At 64.0% G+C, this 7,636-nt stretch carries 7 protein-coding genes; all 7 read left to right on the top strand.

What is annotated here, in order from left to right; genetic code table 11:
- Positions 1 to 217 precede the first annotated feature (217 nt).
- Positions 218 to 1,420: a restriction endonuclease subunit S gene (locus E1266_RS33445; protein ID WP_165966306.1), complete on the top strand. Its 1,203-nt coding sequence runs from the start codon at positions 218 to 220 to the stop codon at positions 1,418 to 1,420.
- On the top strand, positions 1,417 to 2,919 hold the full coding sequence (locus E1266_RS33440; protein ID WP_132053979.1) for a class I SAM-dependent DNA methyltransferase: 1,503 nt from the start codon (positions 1,417 to 1,419) through the stop codon (positions 2,917 to 2,919). Before E1266_RS33445 ends, E1266_RS33440 begins: the two co-directional genes overlap by 4 nt.
- 437 nt (positions 2,920 to 3,356) lie before the next feature.
- The gene (locus E1266_RS33435) at positions 3,357 to 3,983 is read left to right on the top strand and encodes an HAD family hydrolase (protein WP_207946069.1); all 627 of its coding nucleotides are present in this window, start codon (positions 3,357 to 3,359) and stop codon (positions 3,981 to 3,983) included.
- A 15-nt stretch (positions 3,984 to 3,998) separates the two neighbouring features.
- Positions 3,999 to 5,231 (top strand): helix-turn-helix transcriptional regulator, encoded by a 1,233-nt coding sequence (locus E1266_RS33430; protein ID WP_243719209.1) that lies wholly within the window; start codon positions 3,999 to 4,001, stop codon positions 5,229 to 5,231.
- Positions 5,232 to 5,280: 49 nt separating this feature from the next.
- A complete protein-coding gene (locus tag E1266_RS33425; RefSeq protein WP_132053975.1) occupies positions 5,281 to 5,514 on the top strand; it encodes a hypothetical protein in 234 nt (77 codons plus the stop codon).
- A gap of 97 nt (positions 5,515 to 5,611) precedes the next feature.
- A complete protein-coding gene (locus E1266_RS33420; protein WP_132053973.1) occupies positions 5,612 to 6,436 on the top strand; it encodes an SAM-dependent methyltransferase in 825 nt (274 codons plus the stop codon).
- Positions 6,433 to 7,636: ATP-binding protein (locus E1266_RS33415; protein ID WP_165966305.1), on the top strand; the 1,204-nt coding region annotated here is incomplete at its 3' end. The genes E1266_RS33420 and E1266_RS33415, both read left to right, overlap by 4 nt.

Here is a 7,636-nt window from a genome sequence, read left to right as displayed (position 1 = left end):
CCCTGGTTCGGACGCGGTGGTTGTGGTGATCAACCCGTCTACCAGGGGTTTCTTCACGTCATCCGCCGAACGCCCCCATCGCGATCATGCTGTGATCCGCGTCCGCCCAGACGGATGAAAAAGGGTCACTGATGGACCTTTTGGGTCTAAGCTGGCATCGCGTCATTACACGGAGTCGGGTGCACGCGTAATTCGCCTACAGAACATCGGCGATGGCGTGTTTCGGGATGAGAAGGCCTTCATTGACGTAAGCTATTTTGAACAACTGCGCGATCACGAGGTTCGTGCAGGTGACCTTGTCATCGCATCGTTGGGCGAGGAACTCCCGCGGGCATGCATCGTCCCGGAATTGAATGGGCCGGCCATCGTCAAAGCTGACTGTATTCGTGCACGAATACACCCTCAAGTTGACACTCGCTGGGTGCTCCACATGCTAATGGCCCCGGCCACCAGAGACTGGGCAACCTCGCGCATCAAGGGGGTCGGTCGACCGCGCCTAGGTATGGCTGGGATTCGTCAAATCCCTATCCCTGTTCCGCCTCTAACTGAGCAAAAACGCATCGTTGCCGCCCTCGAAGGATACTTCTCACGCATTACTTTCGCATCCTCTTCTGTTCAAGCAGCCAAGCGAAGGCTGGAGACTCTCGCCAAGCGTATTGTTGATGCGCGGCTTGATGCATTGCATGTCCGGACGAGCCCACTGCTATCGATCCTCGCTGCACCGTTGGCCAACGGTAGATCTGTCCCGACCGATGTCGAAGGTTTTCCTGTGCTCCGTCTCACCGCCCTGCGCGACGGAACGCTCGATCTATCCGAGCGAAAGGGAGGACGTTGGACTGCTGCGGATGCTCAGCAGTTCTTGGTGCAGAAGGATGATTTCTTTATTAGTCGTGGGAATGGATCGCTGTCACTCGTGGGGCGAGGTGGTCTCCTGAGTGACGAGCCAGATGCAGTCGCGTTCCCCGATACCATGATTCGGATCCGAGTTGACCGCGATCAAGTTCTGCCGGAGTTTCTGTCCCTCGTGTGGGGATCTCGTAAGGTGCGTGAACAGATCGAGAAGTCTGCAAGGACAACTGCAGGCATATATAAGATCAATCAGCGCATGATTCAAGGCATTCAGGTGCCTGTCCCCAGTGTCACAGTGCAACAACAAATAATTGCAGATGTGTGCGCAGCGAGGGAGGGGATTGGCCGAGCGCGAGGCCAGATCCAGCAGACAAGGGTCCGTGAAGATTACTTGCGCAGTTCGCTTCTGGCGCAGGCGTTTACGGGACGATTGGTGAGGCAAAACCCACTGGATGAGCCCGCCTCAGTCCTGCTGGAACGACTAAGAGGCGAACGTGGGGCGCCAGGGCCAACGCTGGGAACACGGCGGGGCAGGAGCGAGAAAGCACCTCAGAAAGAGACATTGTTGTGAGCACTGTGGAGACGCGGCGGCTGGTTGCGAAACTGTGGAACTACTGTGATGTGTTGCGGGACGACGGGGTCTCCACGATCGACTACGTTGAACAGCTCACCTTTCTGCTGTTCTTGAAGATGGGACACGAGCGGGCTAACCGTAGAAGCTTCCCCGATCTGGCGCTCAAGCCGGTGGGGGATGCCTGGCAGTCGCTGCTGGACGCCGACGGTCAGACCCTGGAAGACACTTACAACCACGTTCTGCGGGATTTTGGGCAACGCAAGGACACGCTCGGGGTCATTTTCCGCAAGGCCCAGAACCGAATCCAGGACCCGGCCAAGCTTAAGAAGCTGATCGTTGACCTGATCGACAAGGAACAGTGGTCCAGCCGAGGCGTCGATGTGAAGGGCGATGCCTATGAGGAACTGCTGGCCAAGGGAGCCGAGGACGTCAAGTCCGGGGCTGGCCAGTACTTCACTCCCCGTGAGCTGATCGCCGCCATGGTCGACTGCATCCAGCCGGGCCCAGATGATGCAGTCTACGACCCGGCATGTGGAACGGGCGGGTTCCTGTTGGCAGCACACGACTACATCCAGCGTCACCACGGTAACGATCTAACGCCCGAGCAGCGCGACAAGCTCGCTGGCGGCGGTATCAGTGGGGCCGAATTGGTGGATGGCACGGCACGGCTCGCGGCGATGAACATGCTGCTGCACGGCATCGGCAAGCCCAACGGACGTTCGCTGATCGAGGTCAAAGACGCGCTTGCGGAGCCGTCCCATGTCTACCCGAGCGTGGTCCTGGCCAATCCGCCATTTGGGCGTAAATCCTCCATCACCGTTGTCGGTGAGGACGGACGAGCCAGCCGGGAGGACATCGAATACACCCGAACGGACTTTTGGATCACTACCAAGAACAAACAGCTCAACTTTGTCCAACACATCGCCTCTATGCTCGGAATCCCCGGTCGCGCTGCCGTCGTCCTGCCGGACAACGTGCTCTTCGAGGGCGGGGCGGGAGAAACGATCCGGCGGCGGCTGCTCAAGCAGTTCGACGTCCATACCTTGCTAAGGCTGCCGACCGGGATTTTCTACGCGGGTGGCGTCAAGGCCAATGTGCTGTTCTTTGACAAGAAGCCAGCCCGACCAGACGTGCCTTGGACCTCCAAGCTCTGGGTCTACGACTTCCGCACCGCCCAGCACTTCACCCTCAAGCAGCACCGACTCACTCGTGAGCACCTAGAAGACTTCGTCAAGTGCTACCGGCCCGGCGAGCCCCGTGAGAATCGTACCGAAACCGAGCGGTTTAAGGCTTTCGGTTATGAGGAGCTAATAGGCCGCGACAAGGTCAACCTCGACATCACCTGGCTTAGGGATCCGAGCCTTGAGGACGCCGACAACTTGTTGCCACCGGAGGTCATCGCCCGCGAGATCGTCGATGATCTCACAACGGCTCTTGCCGAGTTCAACGCTATCGCTGAGGCTCTCGAGCAGTCCCGGGAAGCGCCGGGTGAGTGATTCAACCAACGGTAGAGATACGATGACCCCTAATGAGCTAAGTTATGTTTATCGCTCCTTGTGTGATGCTGCACACATCTCAAATGTGTGCCGAAGAAGCGACGCTCGACATTTGCCCCGTGATCGGTTTGGAAATTTACTGGATATGGCCTCTGCTTGTAGGTTAAGCATGTAGCGGTCATGAGTAAATCTAGAATATTCGCCTCCCCCTTGGTTTCCGGAGGTGTATGGCAAATTTGCACCGTGACCGGGTGGTTTAGGGCCGGGTCTGTCCACACTATGGTGGGGAGTTCGGCGCGCGTTTAGTGGCTTCTAGCAGTGTGGCGACGCGGGTTTCGGTCCCGCGAGGACGTGGGTCATCAGCCGCCGGGATCTCGCAAGGACGCCTGACTGTTGGGGGTGCCCGGACTACGTACGCTGGGCGGGTGATCCGGTGTGTGGTGTTCGATGTGGGCGAGACGCTAGTGGATGACACTCGTGAGTGGCGGGGGTGGGCGGACTGGTTGGGGGTTTCGCCGCACACGATGTCGGCGCTGGTGGGTGCGGTGACGGCGCAGGGGCGCGACAACGCTGATGCCCTGCGGTTGGTGCGGCCGGGGCTGGACGTCGTTGAGGAGCGCCGGGCTCGTATTGCGGCCGGACACGCTTTGGAGTTGGGCGAGACTGATCTCTATTCGGATGTCCGGTCGGCGTTGGAGGAGCATCGGCGGCTCGGGCTCTGGGTGGGTGTTGCGGGGAATCAGACGGCACGGGTCGGGGCTCGACTGCGTGAGCTTGAACTTCCCGCGGACGAGATTGCTACGTCGGAGGAGTGGGGCGTGGCCAAGCCGGATCCCGGGTTCTTCGGGCGGCTGATTGAGTGGGCTCCGGGTGAGCCGGACGAGATCGTGTACGTGGGTGACCACCCCGCCAACGACGTGGTGCCGGCGCGGGCGGCCGGGCTGCGGACCGCGTTGGTGCGGAGAGGGCCTTGGGGGCACCTGTGGGCGGATGATTTCCGTGGTGTCGCTGATTGGGTTGTGGATGACCTAGCTGAGCTTCCAAGGCTGTTGCCTTCTTCCTAAAGGCCGCGCTTGTCGATGGTCTCGGGTTACGGTGCCGACACGATGGACCGTCGGAGAGCACAGATGAGGCCGGGAAACTCGGTCGGCGACCGTATCGCCGCTTCCCGAACGGCGCGGCGGCTTACCCAGCGTCAGCTGGCCGCGGCGGCGCATGTGTCGTTGAGCCTGCTGCGGAAAGTCGAGCAGGGTGATCGTCCGGTGACTGATCGGACGCTGACGGCGATTGCCGAAGCGCTTGGTGCGGAGCCGGACGTCCTCGCGGGCGAGAGGCGCTCGACCGACAGCCGGGTACACGCGGCGGTACCGAATCTCCGGACGGCGATCGACGCCTACGACCTTCCAGAGGATGGCCCTGTTCGGCCCTCGGCGCAGTTGCGGCGGGCAATCGGTGAGACGACTCGGTGGCGGTTGTCGTCGCAGTACACGCGACTGGCCGAGTCATTGCCCGAGCTGTTGGGCGAGCTGACGCGTTGTCGGCTTGGCGAGGACTCTGACCGGCGGGTGGCCGCAGCGCGGCTTCTGGTCTCGGCGTACCGGGCGGCCGACGCCGTTGCCTACAAGTACGGGTACTACGACTTATCGGCGCGGCTGGTGGAGTTGATGCGGGCATCCGCCGAGGCGGTGGAGGAGCCGGCATTGCTCGCGACGGCCGCCTACGTACGGACCGAGGTATTTTTCGCCAGCGACAACCTTGCGCCGGGTCTTCGACTGCTGGAGAAGGCGCTGGACGACGCACCGACACCGCACGATTCGGAGTTGCGGGCAGCTGTGGGCGCGCTGCATATGCGGGCTGCCGTGGTGGCCGCCAGGATGACCAAGGATCTTGCGGCGGCAGATGAGCACTTCCAGCATGCTCGGCGGCTTGCGGAGGTTGTGCCCGAGGGCGTCTACAACGGGACCGCGTTCGGCCCGGTATCTCTGCATGTGCATGAGGTGGCGCTCTCGGTGGAGCGCGGTGATGCGGCCCGTGCCGTGGAGGTAGCCAGGGGCGGGGCCGCGCTGGCGGGCTCCTTGGAAAGGGTGCCGGAGGAACGACGGTCCCACTACTACATCGATGTGGCGCGGGCGCAGTTGTGGCTGGGGCGGCGGGACGAGGCGTTCCGGTCGTTGCAGGCGGCCAGGCGCATCGCTCCTCAGCACACCCGTGAGCATCCTTACGTGCGGGACGTGCTGGTGAGGCTGCTGCGCCTGCACGCTTCACCACCGCACGCGCTGGTGGCGTTCGCGGAGTGGGCGCGCGCGATCTAGCCGCACCCGTGGGGAGTGCCACCAGATGTGGCACTCGTGCCTCTCGTAAATGGCGAACATCATCGCCATGTCCGCATCGAGCCTGCGGCGCGTGGACGCCGTCAAGTCCGAGTTGGAGAAGGCCTTTCCGCCTTGGCGGATTCTGGTGACCGATCGGCGCCGCTGGTGGGCCCTACGCGGGCCGATGGCGCCAGAGCGCATCCACGAGGTGGACACGGTCGAGGCCGACACCGCTGAACAACTCCGCGACAAGCTCGAAGAGTTGAGGGCGGTGGTCTCGTGAGCACGCCCGCGGAGCCTCGGTTCGGTGTCGGAACACCGGCGGCAGTGTTCGACGTAATTCTCAGCGGTCTGGGCCTGTCAGTGCGGCCGAGGTCGGCATGACCGCTTCACGCGCGTATGTCGCCTCCCCGCATATCGACACCACCGTCCCCCATTCGGCCAGGGTCTGGGACTACTGGCTGGGCGGCAAGGACAACTATGAGGTGGACCGTGTCCTTGGTGACGCCTACCGGGATGTCTTCCCCGGCATCGTCGACATCGCTCGCGCCCAGCGGCTTTTCCTCTGCCGTGCCGTGCGGTTCTTGGCCGGCGAGATGGGTGTGCGGCAGTTCCTGGACATCGGCACCGGGTTGCCCGCACTCGACAACACACACGAAGTGGCTCAGCAGATAGCTCCGGATGCCCGGGTTGTCTACGTCGATAACGACCCGCTGGTCCTTGCACACGGACGTGCCCTCCTGACCTCGACGTTGGAAGGGGCCACCGACTTCATCGAGGCCGACGTCTGTGCCCCGGGCGACATCGTGGAGCAGGCCGCGGTCACGTTGCTCGACCTCCGACGGCCGGTCGCGGTGCTGATGCTGGGCATCTTGGGCCACATCGGCGACGGCGAGGCCCACCGCATCGTGCGGCAGGCGATGGCGCCGCTGGTGCCCGGTTCCTATCTGGCTGTCTGCGACGGCGTCATCACCAGCGCCGCGCGGGCACAGGCGCACGACGCCTACAACAAATCGGGCGCCGCCCCCTACATACTTCGCACCTCCGACCAGATCGGCGGCTTCCTGGACGGGCTGGAATTCGTTGACCCCGGCGAGCACGGCCCCGGCATGGTCGCCCCGCACCTGTGGCGCCCGGAGCTTCCCTCCATCAGGCCCGTGATCGACGTAGAAGCCCGCGCCGGAGTCGGAAGGAAAGTCCGATGACCCGTGCCGTGGATTTCGATCTCCAGCCTGGCAACGACCAGGTGCCCGCTGAACCGTCTGAGCACGCGCGCAAGCATGCCCACGAACTCGCAAGTCGCCTCACCTCCCGGGGACTGCGTGCCTCGGCGGCGCCGCTCGTGGGAAGTCCCGCGGGCGCGATGACGGTCGCCGCGCAACGTGTGGACGTACACCCGTACGCGGGCCGGCTGGTGGTACTGCTGCCCGGCCCCGGCGATCCTGGCGAGTTGTACTGGCATTGGCAGCGGCCCTTCTCGCGGCACCCGCAGGTGGGGGCCCGCTGGTTCCAGCCGTTCAGCCCGGCCGATGCCTACGACGACACTGCGGACCAGATCGCTGCGGTGATCGCGGCTGACCTGCGTGCACGTGCCCGTCTGTTGCACGCGTCGGCCGCCCGGCTGGTTGAGGCGGAGGAACCTGACGGCGAGGTGCTGGTCTACGTCGGGCACCGTGTGCATGCGTTAGTGAGCCGGATGCTGGAGCGACTCAAGGCGATCGAGAACGATTTGGAAGACCCCGATCTCCTCGCGGATCTGTATGGGATCGATCATCTGGCGACCCAGCTGCGCCGCGCGGCCGCGCGGTCGGCGGTGCTGGGAGGCCGTACCGCCCGGCGCGCTTCCGTGCCGATGCCGATGTCGACGGTGCTGCGTCAGGCGATGGCCGAGGTCGAGGCATTCCAGCGGGTCCGGCTGACGCTGCCCGATGACGATGTGGAGATTCCGGGTTACGCGGGCCCGGACGTGATCCACATCCTGGCGGAGCTGGTGGAGAACGCCACCCGGTTCTCGGGCACCACCGTGCGAATGGTGACGGTCCAGGCGCCGGGTGGCTTGGGCGTGGAGGTCCAGGATGAGGGCGAGCTGGCGTTGTCAGCGGAGAGGCTTGCTGGGCTGCGGCGGATCCTGAACGCGCCATTCCAGGTCAGCCTGCGTGAGCAGGTCAGGCAGGGGCAGGTCGGTCTTCTGGTCGCGGCCCGGTTGGCCGCCCGGCACGGCATTCGGATCGAGCTGCGTCCGCAGTCGCCCGGAATGCACGCTCTGGTGCTCCTGCCGCGCACCCTGCTGGCCTCACCGGCCCCCGCCGTGCCGCGCCCGCAGGCGTCCCCCGGCCGCCGTATCCCTGTCCCGAGCAACCTCCCGGCACCCCCGCCAGCGCACCCGCCGCCGACCGGTCCGACCC

This window comes from Actinomadura sp. 7K534, assembly GCF_004348575.1.
GTDB lineage: Bacteria > Actinomycetota > Actinomycetes > Streptosporangiales > Streptosporangiaceae > Spirillospora > Spirillospora livida.
The sequence above is the reverse complement of the archived record's forward strand: the minus strand, read 5'-3'. Positions and strand labels throughout refer to the sequence as shown.

Excerpts from the sequence above, each read along its gene's own strand:
- E1266_RS33420 (WP_132053973.1), top strand. The coding sequence starts at position 5,612 with ATGACCGCTTCACGCGCGTATGTCGCCTCCCCGCATATCGACACCACC.
- E1266_RS33425 (WP_132053975.1), top strand. The coding sequence starts at position 5,281 with ATGGCGAACATCATCGCCATGTCCGCATCGAGCCTGCGGCGCGTGGAC.
- E1266_RS33430 (WP_243719209.1), top strand. The coding sequence starts at position 3,999 with ATGGTCTCGGGTTACGGTGCCGACACGATGGACCGTCGGAGAGCACAG.